The sequence below is a fragment of the Pseudomonas sp. XP1 genome (assembly GCF_053557675.1).
This window is the reverse complement of sequence record NZ_JBNRIJ010000013.1, coordinates 39,727-58,362: the sequence shown is the minus strand read 5'-3', so window position 1 is coordinate 58,362 and position 18,636 is coordinate 39,727. Positions and strand designations below refer to the sequence as shown.

The 18,636-nt window shown below is 57.9% G+C and carries 16 protein-coding genes and 1 tRNA gene; 10 read left to right on the top strand and 7 right to left on the bottom strand.

What is annotated here, in order from left to right:
- Positions 1-27 precede the first annotated feature (27 nt).
- On the bottom strand, positions 28-924 hold the full coding sequence (gene gcvA, locus ACK1U9_RS14000) for a transcriptional regulator GcvA (RefSeq protein WP_046615600.1): 897 nt from the start codon (positions 922-924) through the stop codon (positions 28-30).
- Positions 925-1,179: 255 nt separating this feature from the next.
- On the opposite strand from gcvA, the gene ACK1U9_RS13995 reads away from it, so the two are divergent.
- From ACK1U9_RS13995 to ACK1U9_RS13985, 3 genes are all read left to right on the top strand, one after another.
- Positions 1,180-2,562 (top strand): amino acid permease, encoded by a 1,383-nt coding sequence (locus tag ACK1U9_RS13995; RefSeq protein WP_108480803.1) that lies wholly within the window; start codon positions 1,180-1,182, stop codon positions 2,560-2,562.
- A gap of 60 nt (positions 2,563-2,622) precedes the next feature.
- Positions 2,623-3,120, top strand: a complete 498-nt coding sequence (locus ACK1U9_RS13990) for a PaaI family thioesterase (RefSeq protein ID WP_061551111.1) — start codon at positions 2,623-2,625, stop codon at positions 3,118-3,120.
- 87 nt (positions 3,121-3,207) lie between these two features.
- On the top strand, positions 3,208-3,903 hold the full coding sequence (locus ACK1U9_RS13985) for a glutathione S-transferase N-terminal domain-containing protein (protein WP_046615603.1): 696 nt from the start codon (positions 3,208-3,210) through the stop codon (positions 3,901-3,903).
- Positions 3,904-4,035: 132 nt separating this feature from the next.
- Here the strand turns inward: ACK1U9_RS13985 and ACK1U9_RS13980 are convergent, their stop codons facing one another.
- Complete coding sequence (locus ACK1U9_RS13980) at positions 4,036-5,652, bottom strand: inorganic phosphate transporter (protein WP_108480804.1); 1,617 nt, start codon at positions 5,650-5,652, stop codon at positions 4,036-4,038.
- Between the two features lie 128 nt (positions 5,653-5,780).
- Between ACK1U9_RS13980 and ACK1U9_RS13975 the strand changes: the two genes are divergently transcribed.
- The 7 genes from ACK1U9_RS13975 (at position 5,781) to ACK1U9_RS13945 (ending at position 10,700) form a co-directional block, all read left to right on the top strand.
- On the top strand, positions 5,781-6,167 hold the full coding sequence (locus ACK1U9_RS13975; protein ID WP_108480805.1) for a DUF488 domain-containing protein: 387 nt from the start codon (positions 5,781-5,783) through the stop codon (positions 6,165-6,167).
- A 332-nt stretch (positions 6,168-6,499) separates the two neighbouring features.
- The gene (locus ACK1U9_RS13970; RefSeq protein ID WP_108480806.1) at positions 6,500-6,931 is read left to right on the top strand and encodes a GNAT family N-acetyltransferase; all 432 of its coding nucleotides are present in this window, start codon (positions 6,500-6,502) and stop codon (positions 6,929-6,931) included.
- A gap of 115 nt (positions 6,932-7,046) precedes the next feature.
- On the top strand, positions 7,047-7,403 hold the full coding sequence (locus tag ACK1U9_RS13965; protein ID WP_108480807.1) for a helix-turn-helix domain-containing protein: 357 nt from the start codon (positions 7,047-7,049) through the stop codon (positions 7,401-7,403).
- Between the two features lie 96 nt (positions 7,404-7,499).
- The gene (gacA, locus tag ACK1U9_RS13960) at positions 7,500-8,138 is read left to right on the top strand and encodes a response regulator transcription factor GacA (RefSeq protein WP_015271036.1); all 639 of its coding nucleotides are present in this window, start codon (positions 7,500-7,502) and stop codon (positions 8,136-8,138) included.
- A 5-nt stretch (positions 8,139-8,143) separates the two neighbouring features.
- Positions 8,144-9,967 (top strand): excinuclease ABC subunit UvrC, encoded by a 1,824-nt coding sequence (gene uvrC, locus ACK1U9_RS13955; RefSeq protein WP_013973365.1) that lies wholly within the window; start codon positions 8,144-8,146, stop codon positions 9,965-9,967.
- Between the two features lie 32 nt (positions 9,968-9,999).
- Positions 10,000-10,560 (top strand): CDP-diacylglycerol--glycerol-3-phosphate 3-phosphatidyltransferase, encoded by a 561-nt coding sequence (gene pgsA, locus ACK1U9_RS13950; RefSeq protein ID WP_015271035.1) that lies wholly within the window; start codon positions 10,000-10,002, stop codon positions 10,558-10,560.
- Positions 10,561-10,624: 64 nt separating this feature from the next.
- A tRNA-Gly gene (locus ACK1U9_RS13945) sits at positions 10,625-10,700 on the top strand.
- Between the two features lie 540 nt (positions 10,701-11,240).
- Here the strand turns inward: ACK1U9_RS13945 and ACK1U9_RS13940 are convergent.
- The 5 genes from ACK1U9_RS13940 to ACK1U9_RS13920 form a co-directional block, all read right to left on the bottom strand.
- On the bottom strand, positions 11,241-11,738 hold the full coding sequence (locus ACK1U9_RS13940; RefSeq protein WP_085599517.1) for an Imm26 family immunity protein: 498 nt from the start codon (positions 11,736-11,738) through the stop codon (positions 11,241-11,243).
- Between the two features lie 536 nt (positions 11,739-12,274).
- Positions 12,275-12,793: an SMI1/KNR4 family protein gene (locus ACK1U9_RS13935; RefSeq protein ID WP_108480809.1), complete on the bottom strand. Its 519-nt coding sequence runs from the start codon at positions 12,791-12,793 to the stop codon at positions 12,275-12,277.
- Positions 12,765-12,887: a hypothetical protein gene (locus ACK1U9_RS13930; RefSeq protein ID WP_256220376.1), complete on the bottom strand. Its 123-nt coding sequence runs from the start codon at positions 12,885-12,887 to the stop codon at positions 12,765-12,767. Before ACK1U9_RS13930 ends, ACK1U9_RS13935 begins: the two co-directional genes overlap by 29 nt.
- A 242-nt stretch (positions 12,888-13,129) precedes the next feature.
- Positions 13,130-13,924: a hypothetical protein gene (locus tag ACK1U9_RS13925; RefSeq protein WP_146190384.1), complete on the bottom strand. Its 795-nt coding sequence runs from the start codon at positions 13,922-13,924 to the stop codon at positions 13,130-13,132.
- A 14-nt stretch (positions 13,925-13,938) separates the two neighbouring features.
- Positions 13,939-18,585 carry an RHS repeat-associated core domain-containing protein gene (locus tag ACK1U9_RS13920; protein ID WP_449109954.1) on the bottom strand — a complete coding sequence of 1,549 codons (4,647 nt, stop codon included), beginning with the start codon at positions 18,583-18,585 and terminating at the stop codon, positions 13,939-13,941.
- Between the last annotated feature and the right edge of the window lie 51 nt (positions 18,586-18,636).

The window sequence follows — 18,636 nt, the reverse complement described above, 5'->3', positions numbered from 1 at the left end:
CCCGCGAAGAGGCCGATGCAGGCAGCATCAATCCCCCTCGGCCACCCGCTCCCGAATCCACTGCACGAAGGCCCTGACCTTGGGCACTTCGGCCGCATGCTCGGCATGGGCGATGAAGTGCCGGCCATTGCTCGCCACCGGGTGGTCCCAGGCCACCACCAGCTTGCCCTCGCTCAGCTCTTCGGCCACAAGGTAGCGCGGAATCAGGGCGATGCCGCAGCCGGCAATGGCCGCGCGGATGCACAGGTAGAACGTGTCGAAGCGGGGCCCGTGGTAGCTGTTCTGGCTGTGCAGCCCCAGCCCCAGGAACCATTCGTGCCAGGCCTCCGGGCGCGACACGCACTGCAACAGGCGGTGTTCGGTCAGCGCCTGGGCACTGTCGAAACGGTAATTGGCCAGCAGTTGCGGGCTGCACACCGGCACCACTTCCTCGCTGAACAACTCGATGCAGGTTGCCCCGGGCCAGGTGCCCTGGCCGAAGAAAAACGCAATGTCGGCCTTGGCCTGCACCAGATCGAACGGCTCCAGCTCGTTGCGGATATCCAGGTGAATGCGCGGGTAGCGGTCGCCAAAACCCTTCAGCCGGGGTACCAGCCAGCGTGCGCCGAAGGTGGGCTGTGTGGCGATGCGCAGCACTTCGGTCTCGTCGCCGTAGCTGAGGATGTAGCGGCTGGAAATGTCGATCTGGGTGAGGATCTTGTTCACTTCGGTGAGGTACAGCGCGCCTGCCGGGGTCAGGTGCAGGCGCCGGCGAATGCGCTGGAACAGCGAGTGCGACAGCATGTCTTCGAGCTGCGCTACCTGCTTGCTGACGGCGCTCTGGGTCAGGTGCAGTTCCTGGGCCGCGCGGGTGAAACTCAGGTGGCGGGCGGCCGCTTCGAAGCACTGAAGGGCGGTGGTCGAAGGCATCAGGCGTTTGGACATGACGGGCAAATACCGAGCAAAAAAGGAAGGAGTTCATTCCATAACGGAATCATGTGTTTCGAAAAGGTCGTTTGTTGACCCCGCCCTATAGATTAATACTGACCTGGATCAACGATTACAACCGGTCGTGCGAAGAGGAGGTCAGTACCCGCTTCCGGCATCTGCAAAACAACAACAACGAACATCAGAAATTTATAAGAATTCTGCTCCAGTCTTCAGCCGCCTTGCTGCGGCCGACCCATTCGAGGGTTCTTCATGGCTTCGCTACACAACAACAAACAGCGCTCCCTGCAGCACGGCCTGACGTCCCGTCAGGTATCCATGATCTCCATCGCCGGCATCATCGGCGCCGGCCTGTTCATCGGTTCCTCCAACGCCATCGCCACCGCTGGCCCGGCCATCCTCATCTCCTACGCCATGACCGGGCTGCTGGTCCTGCTGGTGATGCGCATGCTGGGCGAAATGGCCATCGCCAACCCCAACAGTGGCTCGTTTTCCACCTATGCCTCCGAAGCCATCGGCCCTTGGGCGGGCTTTACCATCGGCTGGCTGTACTGGTGGTTCTGGGTACTGATCATTCCGGTCGAGGCCATTGCCGGTGCCGACATCCTGCATGCCTACTTCCCTGGCGTGCCGTCGTGGCTGTTCGCCTTCCTGATCATGCTGGTGCTGTCGGGTACCAACCTGATCAGCGTGAAGAGCTTCGGTGCCTTCGAGTACTGGTTCGCACTGGTCAAGGTGGTGGCGATCATCGCCTTCATCGTGGTCTGCAGCCTGGCGGTGTTCGGCGTCTGGCCGCTGGCCGAGGTGTCGGGGGTCAGCCGGTTGTGGGACAACGGCGGCTTCATGCCCAACGGTTTCGGCACTGTGCTCGGTGGCGTGCTGATCACCATCTTCTCGTTCTTCGGCGCCGAAATCGTCACCATTGCGGCTGACGAAACCGCCAACCCGAAAGACAAGATCCGCCGCGCCACCAACCTGGTGGTGTACCGCATCGCCATCTTCTACCTGGCGTCGATCTTCCTGGTGGTGTCGCTGGTGGCGTGGAACGACCCGGGCTTGAAAGCGGTGGGGTCGTTCCAGCGCGTGCTGGAAGTGCTGAACGTGCCGGGTGCCAAGCTGCTGGTGGATATCGTGGTGCTGGTGGCCGTGACCAGCTGCATGAACTCGGGCCTGTACACCGCGTCGCGCATGCTCTATTCGCTGGGTGCCCGCGGCCAGGCACTGAGCGTTACCAAGCGTATCTCCGGCTCTGGCGTACCGACCGTGGCGGTCATCTTCTCGACCCTGGCCGGCTTTGCCGGATGCTTTGTCAACTATGTGTTCCCGGGCAAGGTATTCGGCTTCCTGCTGTCCACCACCGGCGCCATCGCCTTGCTGGTGTACCTGGTGATTGCCGTGTCGCAGCTGCGCATGCGGGCCCGTGCCGAGCGTGAAGGGCGGCCGCTGGAGCTGAAGATGTGGCTGTTCCCGTGGCTGACCTGGCTGGTGATCGGCACAATCGTCATGGTGCTGGGCTACATGCTGTTCAGCGATGCCTACCGCTACGAGACGCTGATGACTGCCGGGGTGACCGCGTTCATCCTGCTGGTTTCGCTGACCCAGCGGCGCGCCAGGGTGGTTGCCCAGGCGGCCTGATGTTTCTGCTTTAATGTGGGGGCGTTGCGCGCCCCCCATATCAATAAGCACAGGAAGCGTATGAACGACCATTCCCTTTCCCTCCAGGCCCTCGCCGCACCCGACGGCACTTGCTACGGCTGCGGTTGCTCCCACCCCAGCGGCCTGCACCTGCAAAGCCACTGGGACGCCGACGGCATCCACCTGGTGTGCCGGCACGCGCCCGACAGTACCTTCATCGGCTGGCCCGGGCTGGTCTACGGCGGGTTGCTGGCGATGCTGGTCGACTGCCACTCCAACTGGACGGCAATGGCTTACCACTACCGCAACGAAGGTCGCGAAGCGGGCAGCCTGCCGCGCATCGACTGCGTCACTGGCAGCCTTGGCCTGAACTACCTCAAGCCCACGCCCATGGGCGTCGAACTGCTGCTCAAGGCGCGTGTGGAAGGTGAAGTCGGGCGCAAGACCCGGGTGATCTGCGAAGTCTGGGCCGATGATGTGCTGACAGTGACTGCCGACTCGGTATTCGTTCGCGTCGATACCGAAAAGCTCAAGCTCAAGGCCCACGGCCAGGCGTGAGGTGCCAGTGCTGATGAGTGGTCGGTGATGGTCAGCGGCCGGGGATGTCTCTAGAGTGAGAGCTTCATTCCCCAGGCAAGGTTGATCATGACCGATCTCAGTGCTTTCCCCATTACCCGCAAATGGCCCGCCAGACACCCCGAGCGCCTGCAGCTTTACTCGCTGCCGACGCCCAACGGCGTCAAGGTGTCGATCATGCTCGAAGAGATTGGCCTGGCCTATGAGCCGCACAAGGTCAGCTTCGACAACGATGACCAGCTGAGCCCCGAGTTCATCTCGCTCAGCGCCAACAACAAGATCCCCGCCATCCTCGACCCCAATGGCCCGGGCGGCCAGCCGCTGCCGCTGTTCGAGTCGGGGGCGATCCTGCAGTACCTGGCGGAGAAGAGCGGCCAGTTGCTCAGCCAGGACCCGGCACAGCGTTACCAGACCTTGCAGTGGCTGATGTTCCAGATGGGTGGCATCGGGCCGATGTTCGGCCAGGTCGGGTTCTTCCATTTCTTCGCTGGCAAGGAATACGAGGACAAGCGCCCGCGGGACCGTTATGTCAACGAGTCCAAGCGCCTGCTCGGTGTTCTGGACCGGCATCTGAACGGCCGGGAATGGATGGTCGACGAGTACAGCATTGCCGATATCGCGATCTTCCCGTGGGTGCGTAACCTGGTTGAGCGTTACAACGCCCGAGACCTGGTCGGCTTCGATCAGTTCAAGGAAGTGCAGCGGGTGCTGGCGGCGTTCCTCGAGCGGCCGGCCGTGCAACGCGGGCTGAAAATTCCAGGTTGAGGTTGGCTGTAAGGGCCCTATCGCCGGCAAGCCGGCTCCCACAGGTACTGCACAGGGCTTGAATGCTGTGGTGAACCTGTGGGAGCTGGCTTGCCGGCGATAGGGCCAGTGAAGGCGAAACTGTATTCAGGCTCAGAAGATGTGGTGCAGCAGCCAGTACAGGCTGCCGGCCAACAGCATCGCTGCCGGCAGGGTCAGCACCCAGGCCATCAACAGGTTGACCAGCGTATGCTTCTGTATCCCCGACCCGTTGGCCACCATGGTCCCGGCCACCCCGGAACTCAGCACGTGGGTTGTCGACACCGGCAGCCCGAACATGTCCGCCGCACCAATGGTGCACATTGCCACCACTTCGGCCGAAGCCCCTTGGGCATAGCTGAGGTGGGTCTTGCCGATCTTCTCGCCTACCGTCACCACGATGCGCCGCCAGCCGACCATGGTGCCCAGCCCCAGTGCGATGGCCACGGCCACTTTCACCCACAGCGGGATGTAGCGGGTGGCATCGTCCAGCTGGGTCTTGAATAGCAGCACCTGACTGCGCGTGTCTGCATCGAACATCACCAGCTGGTTCTTCTCGATCAGGCGGATGGCTTCGCTGGTCAGGTACATGTCGTTGCGCACGTTGGCCATGGCTTCTGCCGGTACCCGCTTGAGCGAGCCATAACCTTTGACCTCTTCGCCGATCATGCCGGTCAGTGCCGCCAGCGCCGGTATCAGTTGGGGGTTGGCCTTGGGCTCGGCAATGAACGTAGTCAGCACCTGACGTGGGTCGGCCGGTGCTGCTTGCGGGGCGTCGCGCACCAGTGCCTGGCGGGTAACCTCGGCGACTGCGGAAAACTGCAAGGCCTGTTCATTGGGCATGGTCTTGTTCAATGCATAAGCCATCGGCAGGGTGCCAACCAGAATCAGCATGATCAGGCCCATGCCTTTCTGGCCGTCGTTGGAGCCGTGGGCGAAGGACACCCCGGTGCAGGTCAGGATCAGTACACCGCGAATCCACCACGGTGGTGGTGTCTGGCCTTCCGGCGCCTGGTACAGCGCCTTGCGCTTGACCAGCGCGCGCAGGGCCAGCAGCAACAGGGCGGCACAGGCAAAGCCGATCAGTGGCGAGAACAGCAGGGCGTAACCGACCTTGCTGGCCTGGGCCCAGTCCACGCCGCTGGTACCGTCGCGCCCGTGCATCAGGGCATTGGCCACGCCCACACCGATGATCGAACCGATCAGGGTGTGCGAGGATGATGCCGGCAGGCCCAGCCACCAGGTGCCGAGGTTCCAGATGATCGCTGCCAGCAGCAGGGCGAAGACCATGGCGAAACCGGCCGAGGAGCCGACCTGCAGAATCAGCTCCACCGGCAGCAGGGCGATGATGCCGAACGCCACCGCGCCACTGGAAAGCAGCACGCCGAGGAAATTGCACAGCCCGGACCAGACCACGGCGACGGGGGCCGGCAACGAGTGGGTGTAGATGACGGTGGCCACCGCGTTGGCGGTGTCGTGGAAGCCATTGACGAACTCGAAGCCCAGGGCAATCAGCAACGCCAGGCCCAGCAGCAGGAATGGCGTGACCGTGGTGATTACCGTGCCGCTGGCCGTCACATCCTGCTTCAGGCTCCAGGCGGTGTAGGCGATACCGGCCAGCAGCAGGCCGAAGAACAACACCAGGGTGGCTCGCCCGGGCTTGTGGGCAAGTTGCGGGCGGGCATCGCGTTGGGCCAGTTGCGGCAAGCTGGCCAGTGAGGGGGTTGCCATGGTGGCTCCGGTCGGGGTGGGGCAAGGGTGCCGAAGGCCTTGAGCATAGAAACAATTCGTAACCCGGCCGTGACCTCGATCAATGATTTATCTAGGCTCAAGACGGACGGTAATGGCAGGAGAGACCCATGATTCGCTGCAAGCGTGTCTACGATGCGGTTGAGCAGGACGACGGCCTGCGCGTACTGGTCGATCGCCTGTGGCCGCGCAACAAGCGCAAGGAAGACCTGCACGGGCAGTGGTTGCGCGAAGTTGCACCCTCGGATGAGTTGCGCAAGGCGTTTCACCAGGGTGAAGTGGATTTCGCCGGCTTCACTCAGCTTTACCAGCAAGAGCTGGCGGCCCACCCCGAGTATTGGTACCCGCTGCTGGACCAGGCCGGAAAGGGCACGCTGACATTGCTTTATGCGGGCAAGGATACCGAGTACAACAATGCCCGGGTGTTGGCTGAATGGCTGGAGGATGAACTGGACCGGCGTGGGCCCGGCAGTTCGCCCGTGTGCTACGCCCAATGATTGGTATTCGTTGTGCTGGCCCTATCGCCGGCAAGCCAGCTCCCACAGGTACGGCGCTGCCTTCAAGACTATCGCTGTACCTGTGGGAGCTGGCTTGCCGGCGATAGGGCCAAAACAGGCAACACAAGACAGTTGCTCCACAGGTACGGCGCTGCCTTCAAGACTATCGCTGTACCTGTGGGAGCTGGCTTGCCGGCGATAGGGTCAAAACAGGCAATACAAGACAGTTGCTCCACAGGTACGGCGCTGCCTTCAAGGCTATCGCTGTACCTGTGGGAGCTGGCTTGCCGGCGATAGGGCCGGGCCTGGCAAACCGAAGAGTCCGAAATGTGATGTCCCTGAAACTGACCCCCGCCAACGACACCCACCGCACCTTCGCCCGTGACCTCACGCGCCGCGCCATGCTGCCGTACTACCGCGAATACGACCTGCTTTGGCTAGAGGAAGCCTTCGACGAAGCCTGGGGCTGGCGCGAGCAGTGGCTGGTGACTGAAGGCGACGCCGTGTTCGGTTTCTGCAGCCTCAGCCAGGACCGCCAGGCGCTGTTCATCCGCGAGTTGCACCTGCTACCCGAGCACCGTCGATGTGGGGTCGGCAGCTGGGTGCTGGAGCAGCTGGCATTGTGGGCCCGCCAGCGGCACCTGCCGCTGCTGCGGCTGATGGTGTTTCGCAGCAACCCGGCGCGTGTGCTCTACCAGCGCCATGGTTTCGTCGAAATGGGTGAGGACGAATGCTTTGTGCGCATGCAGCGCATGATCGACTAATAGCTCAATGATGGCTTGTCGCGACTGGTGAGCATCGGCATAGTGCCCAGGCGTTCACGGCCGCCTGCAGGTAGGTAGGCCGTACATGACTGTGATCAGGGATAAGGAGACCCCCATGAATGGAATCGGTCCGCGGCTGAGGGAAGAGCGAGAACGTCTGGGGATGACCCAACGCGTGTTTGGCGATATCGGCGGGGTCGAACCCAATGCCCAGGGCAAATACGAGAGTGGTGAACGCACGCCACGGGTTGATTACCTGGCGGCATTGGCAACCCGAGGTGTAGATGCGCTATATGTGCTCAGCGGTATCCGCACCCCGGTACCGCTCGAGGGGCTGAGCGCCGATGAGTCCTGTTTGCTGGGGGCTTTCCGGCAGTTGTCGTGCGACGATCAGGCTGCACTCTGGCATTTGTTGCGGCGGTTGACCAACAACGACAAATCCAGGCAGACAGTGAGGCCGCTTACGGTTTAACGTCAGGCGTTTCTTACGGAAGGAATGCGTTAGGTCCGCCGTGAAAAATTTTGTTAAGGTGGCAGGATCCAATCGCCCTGCTGACGAGGTGTGTGCTTGATTAGGGTCTTAGTGGTCGACGATCACGATCTGGTACGAACCGGTATTACACGCATGCTGGCCGACATCGATGGCCTGCAGGTGGTGGGTGAGGGCGATTCGGGCGAGTCGGCACTCAGGCTGGCCCGTGAACTGAAGCCGGATGTGGTGCTGATGGATGTGAAAATGCCCGGCATCGGCGGCCTGGAGGCCACCCGCAAGCTGCTGCGCAGCCACCCGGACATCAAGGTGGTTGCCGTGACCGTGTGCGAGGAAGACCCGTTCCCCACGCGCCTGCTGCAGGCCGGCGCTGCTGGCTACCTTACCAAGGGCGCCGGCCTTGACGAAATGGTCCAGGCTATCCGCCTGGCCTTCGCCGGCCAGCGCTACATCAGCCCGCAGATTGCCCAGCAGATGGCGCTGAAGCCATTCCAGCCACAGGGCTCGCCGTTCGATGCCTTGTCGGAGCGGGAAATCCAGATTGCCCTGATGATCGTCGGCTGCCAGAAAGTGCAGATCATTTCCGACAAGTTGTGCCTCTCGCCCAAGACCGTCAATACTTACCGTTATCGGATCTTTGAAAAACTCTCGGTCACCAGCGACGTCGAACTGACCTTGCTGGCCGTTCGCCACGGTATGGTCGACGCAAGCCTGTAAACCTCATGTCTCAAGTTTTCGATGCCAGCGCATTCCTGGCGACCTGCAGTGGTCGCCCGGGCGTCTACCGGATGTTCGATGGCGAAGCCCGGTTGCTTTACGTGGGCAAGGCCAAGAACCTGAAGAAACGCCTGGCCAGCTATTTTCGCAAGACCGGCCTGGCTCCCAAGACCGCCGCGCTGGTGGCGCGCATCGCCCAGGTCGAAACCACCATCACCGCCAATGAAACCGAGGCGCTGCTGCTGGAGCAGAACCTGATCAAGGAATGGCGGCCGCCGTACAACATCCTGCTGCGCGACGACAAATCCTACCCCTACGTGTTCCTTTCCGACGGCGAGTTCCCGCGGCTGGGTATTCACCGTGGGGCGAAGAAGGCCAAGGGCCGCTACTTTGGCCCGTACCCCAGCGCCGGGGCCATTCGTGAAAGCCTCAGCCTGCTGCAAAAGGCCTTTTCGGTGCGCCAGTGTGAAGACAGCTACTACGCCAACCGCACCCGGCCATGCCTGCAATACCAGATCAAGCGCTGCAAAGGGCCCTGCACGGGCCTGGTGACCGCCGAGGAATATGCCGAGGACGTGCGCCACTCGGTGATGTTCCTCGAAGGGCGTAGCCAGCAACTGGGCAATGAGCTCAATGCCGAGATGGAGAAGGCCGCCATGGCCCTCAATTTCGAGAAGGCCGCCGAGTTGCGTGACCAGATCGCCTTGCTGCGCCGCGTCCAGGACCAGCAGTACATCGAAGGCGGCAGCGGCGACGTCGACGTTATCGCCGCCTTCGTCAACCCCGGTGGCGCCTGCGTGCACCTGATCAGTGTGCGTGGCGGGCGGGTGCTGGGCAGCAAGAATTTCTTTCCGCAGGTGGGCATCGAAGAGGAGGTAGCCGAAGTGATGGCCGCGTTCCTCTCCCAGTACTACCTGGGCAATGCCGAGCGCGAATTGCCGGGCGAACTGATCGTCAACGTGGTGCACGAAGACTTCGCAGCCATCAGCGAAGCCCTGCAGACCCTGCGCGGCCGTGAGCTGACCATCAGCCACCGGGTACGCGGTACCCGCGCCCGCTGGCAGCAGCTGGCGGTGACCAACGCCGAGCAGGCGCTCAATGCCCGCCTGGCCAACCGCCAGCACATGGCCGCACGTTTCGAGGCCTTGGCCGAGGTGCTGGGCCTGGACGAGGTGCCGCAGCGCCTGGAGTGTTACGACATCAGCCATTCCAGCGGCGAAGCCACCGTGGCCAGCTGCGTGGTGTTCGGCCCCGAAGGCCCGCTCAAGTCCGACTACCGCCGCTTCAACATCGAAGGCGTCACCGCTGGTGACGACTACGCCGCCATGCACCAGGCCCTGACCCGCCGTTACGGGCGCATCAAGGATGGCGAGGGCAAGCTGCCAGACGTGTTGCTGGTGGACGGCGGCAAAGGCCAGCTGAACATGGCCCGTGACGTGATGCAGGAGCTGGGCTTCAGCGACCTGACCCTGCTTGGCGTGGCCAAGGGCGTGACGCGCAAGGCCGGTTTCGAAACCCTGTACCTGAACGACGTGCACCACGAGTTCACCCTCAAGGGCGACTCACCGGCCTTGCACCTGATCCAGCAGATCCGCGACGAGGCCCACCGTTTCGCCATCACCGGCCACCGCGCCCGCCGTGGCAAGGCCCGCCGGGTGTCCAGCCTGGAGGATGTGGCCGGGGTAGGGCCCAAGCGCCGGCGCGACCTGCTGAAACATTTCGGCGGCCTGCAGGAGCTCAACCGCGCCAGTGTCGATGAAATCGCCAAAGCACCCGGCATCAGTAAAAAGCTTGCCGAGTCGATTTATGCCAGCCTGCATAGCGAGTAGAATGCGGGCTCAACTTGCGGCCAGTCGTACCGATGAATATTCCAAACCTGCTCACCGTTCTACGCGTCCTGCTCATCCCGATCTTCATACTGCTGTTCTATATGCCGTACCACTGGAGCTACATGGCCGCCAGCAGTGTGTTCGCCGTTGCCGCCGCCACCGACTGGCTGGACGGCTACCTGGCGCGTCGCCTGCAGCAGAGCACGCCGTTCGGTGCCTTCCTCGACCCTGTGGCCGACAAGCTGATGGTGGCGGTGGCCCTGGTGCTGCTGGTGCAGACCCATGCCAACTTCTGGCTGACCCTGCCGGCCGCGGTGATCATCGGCCGCGAGATCGTGGTGTCGGCGCTGCGCGAGTGGATGGCCGAGCTGGGCGCCCGGGCGCATGTAGCGGTGTCCAACCTTGGCAAGTGGAAAACCGCGGCGCAGATGCTGGCGCTGGTGATCCTGCTGGCCAACCCGCCGGCGGTGACCTTCTGGGTAATCCTCGGCTACGCGCTGCTGCTGGTGGCGGCGGGGCTGACCCTGTGGTCGATGGTGCACTACCTGCTGGCCGCCTGGCCGCACCTGCGCGAAGGCTCTGAGCAGAAATAAAAGTTTTTTTGAATCAAGGGGTTGACGCTGTTTTAGAAATCGCTAGAATGGCACCCATCACGACGCGGGAATAGCTCAGTTGGTAGAGCACGACCTTGCCAAGGTCGGGGTCGCGAGTTCGAGTCTCGTTTCCCGCTCCAAATATAGATTTACAGGGTTCCATGGAAATCTGTAAATCATTGAAAAAAGACGCTTCGGCGTCTTTTTTCGTTTCAGTCAGATCCATCAGGATCCATGGCATTCGGGCCTTTCCAGGCTTTGTACGAAATCCCAAGAAACCCAATCACCGCCCCTCGAACGCTGAAACTTTGCAGAGTCCCCCGGCATCGACGGAAAGGCATTCTGTGATGGCAAAGCGTTACGAATACTCGGACGAGGTGTGGGGTGTGGTCTCCGAGCTCCTCATCAAGCCCCAGCAGCTACCGGCCTAGCCTTGGGATATCCGCACCCGGCAGGAGCTGACTCGTTGTTCTGGCTTTCACGGTACCAGGGAAAGCTGACCTTTACTCGGCCCCACTCATCGCAATAGATCTCTTCTCCCTTCGGGCCGACCAAGGTAGCCTCGTGTGCTCCGCCGATGTGACGATGAGGTCCATGGTGTTCTTCGTGCATGAACTGCATGGACATCTCATTGGTCGACAAGTCCGGTTGCGTACACTTATGCTGGTGAAATTATGGTTTTACCAGTTTAGCTTTAGTTCTTCGTTTATTGTTTCCCAGAATCTGTGATTGCTAAGAGCTTTAAGCAAGGGGAGCGTTAGGGCCTCTGTATTTGATATTTCAACTTCCTCATTGAGGATGTTGACTTTTTTCCAGTTGTTGTGTGTTCCGTACAGGAAGTAGTAGTTTCGATAGGATTCTGGTGATGATATCTCTTGATGGCCAATTATTCTCCAGTCGCCACCTTTGTCAATTTTCTTGTCGAATAAAGCGTAACTATCTAGCAGTAGCGGTCGGCCTGCTAAGGCTGATTGTTCAAGTTCTTGCTGGGTGATTGATGGGCTGTCTTTAGTGATATTTAATATTTCGACTGCGTGGCCTACAATCATTTTTGACAAGATTTTACCGAAATGATAGTTGCTGTTGTCTTTGGTGAGGCAAAATATATCTCCAACAGAGATTTTTCTCAGCATTGTTCTCTCTTTATCTTCCCACTTCCAGGTTTTTAGTTCTTTCATGGGCAAGCTCCTATTTTTTTGTTCTTGCTGGCTTAATTGATGTTGAGTGGCATGTTGACTTGCTGTAGTTGATCACCAGCAGCCGGTGCTGACCTAGAATCATGCAGGCGGCCTGGAGCTGGAAGTTGGGCTTGTCCCCCACCTTGAATTCAATGGCCATTTCTCGAGCTTCGACGGAGTGCTCACCTCCCCCAAACGTGCGATCTTCGTGGGTGTGATGGTCATTGCCCCGGACTTTTTTCGCAGCATCCGCAGTTGGTCATCGATGGCTTGGTCTAGAGTCTTGTCGTTGCCGACGGGGCTGCGCGCCATTACCAACGTGGTGTCTCGAGCACGAAAGCGCAGCATGTTGAGCGTCAGGTCTTCAGGTGCTTCCTCGCCTAGGTCGGAAGCGGCGGCAACAGATACTGCTGAGATGTCTGTTGTTCGCCTGCTTTGGTTGACCATAAAGTAGTATTGATTTGACGGTGGTTGCAGATCTATCTGCAATCGCCGTCAATGTTTATAACGCCACGCAGATGGTGATATTTACATAATTATGGTTTTCTCGATCCTCTTATGGCGTCGAGGAAAGCGCGAAAATTGGGAGCGATAAGTATTGCGCTCGAGGGATCGGATAGGTGCTCTGATCTCGTGTATCTAATAACTCCGGTTGCTGTGTCAATCCAGAAGTCGTTGTCGCCAGCGTCACCCGCGAAAGGGATGTTTTTTGAAAGAAAGCAGGAGTTAGCTTTGTGATGAATTATTCTTAAGTCTAGTTTTTCTGTTGTCGACATTAATCTTGAGTGTGTCTGGTTTGGGTGCGCGGGTATAAAGTTGAACGCTTCGATTTCTAGGAGGTTGTAGTCGTCTGGCTTTAAGGTGTAAATGTCTTCTCTGTAGATATAGGCGCCGCCATCAAGGTATCCTCCATTATAGGTGGAGTAAAATGATATTAGGCTGTCTCTTTCAGGGAAATTGTTAGGGAATATCTGTTTTAATGAGTTAATGCTCAATCCTGGCAGTGAGTCGTTGAGCATGATGTCATTATGGGTAAATAGCTTTTTCTTGCCCATTTGTCTTAACCTTTGCGTAAAGTGGATTTTTATTAATGGCACCACTTTGCATGTTGGTGTATTGGGCTTGGAATTTTGCGAAAGGGAGTTCCATGTTTTTCTCCTGTGGGCAAGTGGTTTTATTTGGTGGCAACAGACATACTGCTGGATGTCTGTTGATCGCCCTTTTCGCTTAGTGAATGGTCAGCTCGACATTCATCATATCCATGCCTTCACCGCGTTCCATGGCTCTGGTTGTGCTGACTTGATCGGAGAGTCCCTAGGGCAGGAGCGGCAGCAATAGATATACATCTATATTGGTTTCTATTGTTCGCTCACTCCAATTGCTGTGAGTTTTTATATTTTGTCCATGATATCTTGCTGTTCGGAAAACCAAAATTTTATAGCTGAGTCATTAATTCCGTTTGTGCCTGTCCAGAAGTCAATGGGGTATCGCCAATCAGATTTTGATGTTTTTGCGGATTTTGAAAAGGGAGGTGTGTATTCATAGATATAGCCTGGGTGCAAAGGGGATTGCAAGATTCCGGTAAATCCGAGAGTTTCTAGTAGGCCTCTGATTTCTTCTTTTGGAAAATTTAAGTGCTTATTGTTGCTTAGTCTTTTAAGTAGCGATGTGGGAGTCTCGTTTATTGGAGAGATGGCTAGTTCGCTTAAAAGAACTATGAATCTCTCGTTTGTGAATTTTTTTGGTGCTGGTAGATTAGTGTCTAGTTGTAAATAGAGAGCTAGATCTGCAGGAGTCATGCTTCTTAATGAGCCGTAGAGGTATCTGGAGCAGTTGATAAGTGTCAGGTCTATGGTTTGAGTCTCGAAGGCTCCGCAAGTTTTGCAGTAAACGTCGAGTCCTTGGTAAGTGTGGCGTGGTAACTTTGATGCAACTGAAAAGGCCGAAAAAGCGGCTCTGTATTCAGGTTTGAAGTTTTGAACCCCGTAGAGGAAGTGATCTGTAACAAGTTTTTTGGATGTTGATTTGAGTGAATGGTCAAGCCACCTCAGGCACTCGTCGTGAGACATTGTTTTTGGGGGGATGTATAGCTCTGATTCAATCAAGATGCTGATATCTTCGTCATGGCTGTCTATACCTATAGAGTAATTCTTTAACGCTTTTTTGGTTCTGGCTGGGATTTTCATGATGGAGTGCTCTGCTATTTGCAAATACTTGGGATTTTCTGAGTGGGTGGGGTGTGTGGGTGAGCCATGTTGTTAAGAGAGGGAAGTTTGGTTGGTGATGTGACCCCTTTGCTTTCTAAATACGCCCCTGCTTGAGCAAGATATGCTGAACGGTTACGGTTTTTGTCTGAGATGCCAGGATCCACGTTTCCTCTAACTCTACCTGTTCCACGGCCAAGTACGCCATTCTCGCGACTACCAATATCTTCTATCCCCCGGACAATGTCTCTTCTCGTGCCGACTGGTGTGACCTGGTGAATTGTATCTCCAGCTTGGAAGCGGTATCCATCGATACCTTTGTTCTTACTATGGCGCCGCGCTACGGTCTTTAGGGTTTCTTTATCAGATGCGCGCCCATGGTAATATGGGCCACTACTGTCGACTAGGACGTAGTTCCAGTCCAGACCAAGTGGGTCGGTATAGGTAGTCGGATTCGGTGGGTATGGATAAAGATTGGTGTTACCCATGAGCCCGATAGGATCCGGCTGTGTGAAGCGACCAAGATCTGGGTCGTAGAGTCTGAAAATATTGTAATAAAAAGATATTTCAATATCTGCGTACTGGCCTTGATGTCGAAGATTTTGTTGTCGTCTTTCTGCTAAGCGGTGCCACTCGCCATGTGTCTTGCCCCAGCCATGATAGTCACTTCGCCACGTGATATCCCCATTGCTATCAGTTAGTTGTTCAGGAAGTCCTGCCAAGTTGGTGTGAAAATAGTGGATATCCTCTTGGCTAGGACTTCCATCTATTCGCGCCAATGGCTCATAGCCGTTCGTGTTGGCATAGATGAAAAGACTGTACATACCACTTTGTATCTCCTGCAGCAGGCGGAACCCTTGCCAGTAGAACACTACCTGTTGACGTGGTTCAGAGTGTTCGTCTTGGTAAACCTCCTTGCTGATTCGTCTTCCCAGTGGATCGTAACGAAACACAACACGTTCGCGCTCACCGCTGCGATACTGGTCTACGCAAATCAGACGTTGTTCAGCGTCGTACTCGAAGTACTGTACCCAGTTACTCCCAATCCTTTTCTCGCACAATCGCCCAAATCGATCATAGCGATAGCGTTTGTCCTGATAGACCAGTACACGGTTGTGTTTGATCAGGCCGTTGAGCTTCGGCCCGTCGAACAGGTTGCCGGCCTTGTCATATTTGAAATCCTCAACCTGTGTCGCTTGCCAGTTGGGGCGAGACTGCTGAGTACTCTGCAACTGCTCGTTCGGATCGTAGCCATACCGGTTGCTACCGGTGTAACTCTTGCCGGTGTGTGGGGAGCGATGAAAATGGCCGATGATCTGTTCAAGGTGTGCGGCGTCTTCAGTTGCAACGTCGGCAACACCACGACGCTGGGTTTGGGTCAGAATCTCAGCAATCAGGTTGTCACTAGCATCGTAGCGGTAGCTCTTCTCAAGTAAAGGCAGCATTTCAACCGGGGCATCGCGATAGTGGATGGTCTTGCTACCCAGACGGCCGCTCTGGTCATAGCGGGTGCGAGTGATGAGACTTCCCTGAGTACGTAGCACTTCGTCGTGCACCGCATCGCGCTCGAAGTCACTGATGACCCGGCCGTTCAGGTTGATCTGATGAAGGTGCCCACTGCCGTAGTGCAGGTAGTTCAGTTGTCGCTGGTCAGGCAGTGTCAACGTCTGCAGATTGCCCAGTTCGTCATAGCGGTATTGCAGCAGCCCGGCACTGTTGGTTTCGCTGAGCAACTGCCCGTTCGCGTCATAGGTGTAATCAAGCTGCTGTTGCTCACCCTGGTTGTCCGTGAACGTGATGGACAACAGGTTGTCGGCGGGGTCATAGCTGTAGTCGGTGATGCCATCCTCGGTGCGTTTGCTCAGCAGGCGGCCAACGGCATCACGTTGGAAATCATGGCGAATCGAAGTGGCCCGTGTCGGCGGGGCGTTGTCGGAGAGGGGTGGCTGTTCGTATGAAGAGGGGACATGGGTTAGGCTGGTGACACCGTCGAGTGTGTCGTACTCGTATATCCGGCCACTTCCATCCAGATCTTGTTGTGCCACCAGGCGGTCAAGTTTGTCCCAGCCAAACGTGTAGGACTCTTCATTCTCGTTGGTGAGTTGCAGCAGGCGACCATAGGCGTCGTAGCGAAACTTCACGCTGTACCCCATGGCATCGGTGCGTTTTACCAGGCGGCCGCTGCGGTCATAGCGAAACTGCAAGATCTTTTGCGCGGGATCGATGTAGCGCGTCAGCTGGCCGGCGGTATCAACTTCGTAGCGGTCGATACGACCATCGGGTCGTTCGCTTTCTATGAGATAGCCGCGAGCGTCATAGCGGAAGTGGGTCTGCTCTCCGCGGGCATTGATGCTTTCGCTCAGGCGGCCATGCAAGTCGTAGTGGTACAGCGTCTGGTTGTTGCTGCAGTCGCGATAGCTGAGCAACTGGCCACGGGTGTTCCAACCCAGGTGCTTGGTCTTTTCGAGGGCATCGGTGACGCGGGTAACACGACCTTCCGGGTTGTATTGATACTGTGTGCTCCGGCCCAGTGGGTCCTGTTCCCACAGTAAATTGCCATGAGCATCGTAGCCGTAGCGCCGGGTACGTCCTGCTCCGTCTGTGACCTGAACGGGCAAGGCCCAGTGGCGCAGATAGCTTATGCGTTCGCTTCGCCCAAGCGGGTCACGTGTCTCGATCAGACGCCCGATATCGTCATAGCTGTATTCCCACTCGCCGCCCTGTGGATCAGTTCGTTTGACCAACTGGCCGGCGACGATCTCTGCTTGCCAGCAGTTCCCAAGTGCATCGACATGCTTGTAAACGTCGTATAGCGGGCCCCAGAAATAGCGGTCTATACGTCCCAGTCCGTCTGTTACGAGGGTTTCGCCTTCTTCGAGGTTGTACTCGAACTTGTACTCCTCCCCATCGCTACCCCAGTGGCGAACCACCCGCCATTCGTGGTCAGGTTGCGGCTCAAGCAAAGGTGGCAGGCGATAGGGTGTGCCATTTGCTCTTACAGGCAAAGGGCGTTTTTCAGGGATGGTGTAGCGCTCCCACTCGTACTCGCGGACGGCGCCGCTAGCCAATTGGTGGCGCTTCAGATAGCCCTCTTCGGTATAGCTGAAGCGGCGCACCACCTGACCTGTCGCATCCAGGACTTCCTGCAACTGCCCTCTGTCGGTATAGCTGTAGCTGACCAGCAGCTCGTTCCGCTCGATAGCGGGCTCACCGTTGTTTGACAGGAAGAGCCGCGACACCTTGCATACGCGCCTTGTATGCGCAGCATCATAGTGAAGCTGGACAACCGTCTGGCCGTACTTGTCATAGAGTGCTTGCAGGCGACCTTGTTTGTCGTAAAGCACATCTACGTAATTGAGATTGCGGTCGCTCAGCCTGATGAGTCTTGAACGACTGGGCTCGTGCGGGTCGACATCAAAAACCTTGTAGCGTCCCTCATGAATGTCCTCGACAACTGTTTGGCCATCCTCCAACTGGAAGAAAGCCAAGCCGTCCACAACACTGACAAAGGCATCGCCGGCGCGCAGGCGCCCGAGTTCCAGGCGATTGCCTTCTTCATCGACGTAAATCCACAACTCGCCGCCGTCAGGATGCGGGACGCGGACCAGTTCAACTTCATAAGGAACACTCCAGCCCTTTCCGAACAGGCCGCCAGTGCGTAAGTCTCTACTGTCGTAACTACGAGCCCATTGGATTCCCAGCAAGCCAGGTAAGTTGAAATCAACATCCTCTGGACCGTCCTGGAACTTGCTACCCGTGGCGACCGCAACGGGGTTGCCCAATTTGCAACCTTTGATGCGCCCAAAACGTCGTGAAATGAGTATCCCCGCAATGATCCCGGTAAACATCGCAATCTTGCTCTTGCCATTGCGAATATCCCGAACCGTCGCCGTTCCGCCGCCAATGCGTACATTCGGCGATACCTTCTCATTCACATCGATCGTGGCATCGCAGGTGGTCTTGTCACCCGATCGCGCTGCAGGCTGGCCGTTGATGAAGACTTTGTCCGACCCTTGCGCAATATGGTTTTCGGGCAGAGGCGGGTGGCGGCTGCATGAAATCTTGTCCTGCTCTTTGGATTCCGCGCCGGGGTCCTTTGGCGTGGTGACGGGCGGGTTGAAGATGTCGCGTATCGCCATGCCCAGCCCCACCACGGGGAACAGGTAGGGCACCGCCGCCATGGCCATGGAACCCACGTTCTCCAGAATCGAAGGCTCTGCTTGCTCTGCGTCGGCCGCTCCCCCACCTGGCGGCCCTGTAATACCGGCTGCGCGAGCGGCGGGCTTGCTGTTGACGAACACGTTGTGTGACCCGCTTTCGATCTTTCCGTAGGGGGCGGGTGCATCCACGCTGTTGCCAAGGCTGTCGCAAAAGCGGGAGATGGCATCGCCGACAGTCTGGTCTTCACCGACCGAAAGGGTGCTCATCGCACCGACCGCCACCCCCGCAACGGCGGCGATGGCGATGCCAGCTGCGCCCCCCGTCGCGACAGTACCGACAACGGCCAGGCTGATAGCGGCAGCCACGGCGGCGGTGGCTGCGGCATAAATGACGGCCTCTGCAACTGCACTGACCATTTCGGCGATCAGGGACGGATGCAGGATTTCATCGCCCATGCGGGCGGCGTGAACGATCTGCGCCATGGCTTGCAAGCTCCAGAAGTTCTGAATGAGGTTGACCTGGGTGGTGAAGGG

What these genes read in the sequence shown, in the direction of transcription:
- ACK1U9_RS13920 (WP_449109954.1), bottom strand. Translation starts at nt 18,585, where the DNA reads ATGGCGCAGATCGTTCACGCCGCCCGCATGGGCGATGAAATCCTGCAT.
- ACK1U9_RS13985 (WP_046615603.1), top strand. Translation starts at nt 3,208, where the DNA reads ATGACCGATCTCAGTGCTTTCCCCATTACCCGCAAATGGCCCGCCAGA.
- gcvA (WP_046615600.1), bottom strand. Translation starts at nt 924, where the DNA reads ATGTCCAAACGCCTGATGCCTTCGACCACCGCCCTTCAGTGCTTCGAA.
- ACK1U9_RS13975 (WP_108480805.1), top strand. Translation starts at nt 5,781, where the DNA reads ATGATTCGCTGCAAGCGTGTCTACGATGCGGTTGAGCAGGACGACGGC.
- ACK1U9_RS13965 (WP_108480807.1), top strand. Translation starts at nt 7,047, where the DNA reads ATGAATGGAATCGGTCCGCGGCTGAGGGAAGAGCGAGAACGTCTGGGG.
- ACK1U9_RS13995 (WP_108480803.1), top strand. Translation starts at nt 1,180, where the DNA reads ATGGCTTCGCTACACAACAACAAACAGCGCTCCCTGCAGCACGGCCTG.
- ACK1U9_RS13930 (WP_256220376.1), bottom strand. Translation starts at nt 12,887, where the DNA reads ATGGAACTCCCTTTCGCAAAATTCCAAGCCCAATACACCAACATGCAA.
- ACK1U9_RS13970 (WP_108480806.1), top strand. Translation starts at nt 6,500, where the DNA reads ATGTCCCTGAAACTGACCCCCGCCAACGACACCCACCGCACCTTCGCC.
- ACK1U9_RS13925 (WP_146190384.1), bottom strand. Translation starts at nt 13,924, where the DNA reads ATGAAAATCCCAGCCAGAACCAAAAAAGCGTTAAAGAATTACTCTATA.
- uvrC (WP_013973365.1), top strand. Translation starts at nt 8,144, where the DNA reads ATGTCTCAAGTTTTCGATGCCAGCGCATTCCTGGCGACCTGCAGTGGT.
- pgsA (WP_015271035.1), top strand. Translation starts at nt 10,000, where the DNA reads ATGAATATTCCAAACCTGCTCACCGTTCTACGCGTCCTGCTCATCCCG.
- ACK1U9_RS13935 (WP_108480809.1), bottom strand. Translation starts at nt 12,793, where the DNA reads ATGGGCAAGAAAAAGCTATTTACCCATAATGACATCATGCTCAACGAC.
- ACK1U9_RS13940 (WP_085599517.1), bottom strand. Translation starts at nt 11,738, where the DNA reads ATGAAAGAACTAAAAACCTGGAAGTGGGAAGATAAAGAGAGAACAATG.
- ACK1U9_RS13990 (WP_061551111.1), top strand. Translation starts at nt 2,623, where the DNA reads ATGAACGACCATTCCCTTTCCCTCCAGGCCCTCGCCGCACCCGACGGC.
- ACK1U9_RS13980 (WP_108480804.1), bottom strand. Translation starts at nt 5,652, where the DNA reads ATGGCAACCCCCTCACTGGCCAGCTTGCCGCAACTGGCCCAACGCGAT.